The sequence below is a fragment of the Clostridium sp. NSJ-145 genome (genome assembly GCF_021044725.1).
Lineage (GTDB): Bacteria > Bacillota > Clostridia > Clostridiales > Clostridiaceae > Clostridium > Clostridium disporicum_B.
Genome location: NZ_JAJNOS010000043.1, coordinates 1 through 2,779 on the forward strand (window position 1 = coordinate 1; position 2,779 = coordinate 2,779).

General features: G+C 27.9%; 4 protein-coding genes and 1 pseudogene. 4 read left to right on the forward strand and 1 reads right to left on the reverse strand.

Annotation, left to right across the window (positions count from 1 at the left end; translation table 11 throughout):
- Positions 1–219 (forward strand): annotated as a pseudogene (locus LQE93_RS16605) (IS1595 family transposase); the annotation flags it as partial.
- Positions 220–350: 131 nt separating this feature from the next.
- A complete protein-coding gene (locus LQE93_RS16610; protein ID WP_231074566.1) occupies positions 351–533 on the forward strand; it encodes a hypothetical protein in 183 nt (60 codons plus the stop codon).
- A gap of 296 nt (positions 534–829) precedes the next feature.
- Here LQE93_RS16610 and LQE93_RS16615 read toward each other — a convergent pair whose 3' ends face one another.
- Positions 830–1,255: a ferritin-like domain-containing protein gene (locus LQE93_RS16615; RefSeq protein WP_231074567.1), complete on the reverse strand. Its 426-nt coding sequence runs from the start codon at positions 1,253–1,255 to the stop codon at positions 830–832.
- 316 nt (positions 1,256–1,571) lie between these two features.
- Here LQE93_RS16615 and LQE93_RS16620 point away from each other — a divergent pair, with 316 nt between their 5' ends.
- Positions 1,572–2,090: a methyltransferase family protein gene (locus LQE93_RS16620; protein ID WP_231074570.1), complete on the forward strand. Its 519-nt coding sequence runs from the start codon at positions 1,572–1,574 to the stop codon at positions 2,088–2,090.
- A gap of 31 nt (positions 2,091–2,121) precedes the next feature.
- The gene (locus LQE93_RS16625; protein ID WP_231074569.1) at positions 2,122–2,673 is read left to right on the forward strand and encodes an MBL fold metallo-hydrolase; all 552 of its coding nucleotides are present in this window, start codon (positions 2,122–2,124) and stop codon (positions 2,671–2,673) included.
- Positions 2,674–2,779: the final 106 nt, after the last annotated feature.

A 2,779-nucleotide genomic window follows, 5' to 3' on the forward strand; every position in this document is an offset into this window, starting at 1 on the left:
GTCAATGCTTTTCATAGTAGCTTAAAAAGATGGATAAGAAAGTTTAATGGTGTTTCAACCAAGTTCCTAACAAACTACCTATTTTGGTATAAATGGACCCAATTATTTAAAACAGAAATTGAAAGAAATAAGCCTAAGAAATTCTTTATTCATGCTAACTCAACACATTCTATATCTTTAATAAAGGACTTTAAGATAAGAAGACCAATATATGTATAAAAGGTAAAATTTGTTTTTATTTTACTGTTTTTAGTGTACAATAAATATAATGATTGATGAACAATTGTATTATAAGACGAGTTAGTTTGTTTTAATCTATTAGGATATGATTTTTATAGGAGGTAATTTAGGTGTTTAAAAATAGTAAAATTTTGCGTGGTATCATACTTGGTATATTATTAATTTGTACAATATATTTAGTATATTCTATTATATCAAATCCGTTAGGACAGCATGACATTATGCTTGCTATTGCTATTAGTGCGGGATTTATTTCACTTGGAACTGATACTAATGGTGGTAAAAATAAATAATAAATTCTGTAAAACATTAAATTAGGTAAAAATGTAAAATTGAATTTAAAAATTATTTTCTTAACAATCTTAATATATTGCGGTTCAAATAGGATGTCCAAATGGACATCCTATTATGTTATGCTAATTTCAACACTATTTTAAAACAAAGCCAATCAAATAATGAAATAATATATTTTGGAGATTTAAGAGGAAAAGAGATATAAAGTTTTTATATCTCTTTTTTCATAAGAATAATAAAAATAGCCTAGCATAGGATGTTATAGCTAAGGCTATTTTATCATTAATGTTTATAATTATAAGCGGTTAAGCATTCCATGAAGCATACTTGCATGTCTTGCTTCATCTCTTGCAGCATGATCAATAAATGTATAAAGTTCTTCAAGGCCAGCATCTTTTGCTTTTTGAGCTAGTTCAGCTTTAAATTTGTTAGATCCAATTTCACCATTCATCATATTTGTAAGATTAGTTTTAGTACAGTCAGATATTTTACCAGTAAGTTCAGCATATTGAGCTGCATGTTCAGCTTCTTCCCAAGCAATAACTTTAAGTACTTCTGCAATTTCAGGATAACCTGAACGTTGAGCTACTCTAGCCATTGCTAAATAAAGTCCAACTTCAGCAGTTTCTCCATTAAATTGACCATTAAGGCTGTTTTTTAATTCTTCATTATCCTTAGCAACACCAAGTTGGTTTTCAACTACAAAACTTAATTTTTCCATGACATCATTCTCCTTTTACACTTAATAATAAATAGTATTACCAAAAGATTTATTTTTAAATCAGAAAATTATAGATAATTATATAATGCATAGAAGGCTATTTTTATCTATAGAAAGCATAAGAATAATATTAGAAAGTAATTATAAGAGGTGATAGGATATTGACAAAAAGGAAATGAATTATATAGTGAGGGTATTTATTCAGAGAGTATTAGGAATTTTAATGTTTCTTCTAGGCTCATGGTGGACAATGAATTTGCGGGCAGGGGTATATTTTATTGGTTACTTTCTTGTTACCATTATTTCCTGTTATATTATGCATAATGTAAATAAAGAAACATTGGCAGAGAGGGGAAAGATTAATACTGATTCACCTAAATGGGATAAGATTATATTGACAATATACTGGCTATTAACTTTCTTTATTATATATCTAGTAGCAGGATTGGAAATGAACAAGGCAGACAAACCAGGAATTATCTTTGTTATAGGTATTATTTTGCAGATACCAGTAACAATAATATCTTTAAAAGCAATGATGGTAAATACTTTTCTGGAGTCTACATCACGAGTACAATTTGATAGAAGTCAGATAGTGTGTAAGGAAGGGCCATATAAGATAATACGACATCCAACATATTTAGCTATCTTAATTTGGTGTATTTCAATATCCATGATATTTGAGACAAAGTTGGTGTTGATTATTTCCATAATAATTGCTGGTTTAATTGTAATAAGAACATATTTAGAGGATAAAATGCTTAAAGAAAAGCTTAATGGATATGAAGAATATAGTCATGAAGTAAAATACAGACTAATACCATTCATTTGGTAATAAAAAAATCAATAGGTATAGGAGGTTTATTATGAGAATTAAAGAAGGAATATATAGCTTTAAATTAAGCTCAAAAGCAATGGGGCAGGAGTCTATTATCAATCCAACAGTAATTTATGATAATGATGAATTAATTTTAGTTGATGCAGGTTTGCCACATCAATTTCATCAAATACGAGAAGCTATTGAGGAAGAGGGGTTAGAATTTTATAAGTTAAGGAAAATAATTTTTACTCATCAAGATATTGACCATATAGGAAGTGCAAGTGAGATTCTAAAAGAAAGAGATAATAATATTAAGATGATATCTTTTCAAGAGGAGAAACCCTATATAGAAGGAACCAAAAAGCCAGTAAAGCTTTCTATGCTAGAACAATCTTTAGATTATTTACCTGAAAAGATGAATATGTTTTATGATAAATTAAAAATTTGCTTTGAAAAATTTAAAGTAAATATAAATGAAACATTATCTGATGGGCAAGTTCTTCCCTATTGTGGAGGAATTACTGTAATTCATACACCAGGACATACTCCAGGACATATATCCTTATACGTTAATAAATTTAAATTGGCTTTGTTTTAATAAACTGTTGAAATTTGATTAACCTCTATAAATATGGTTATAATATATAATATAACTACTATTTAGGAGGTTTTTTATGCCAAGAGTTAATAATGTTATTCAGCAA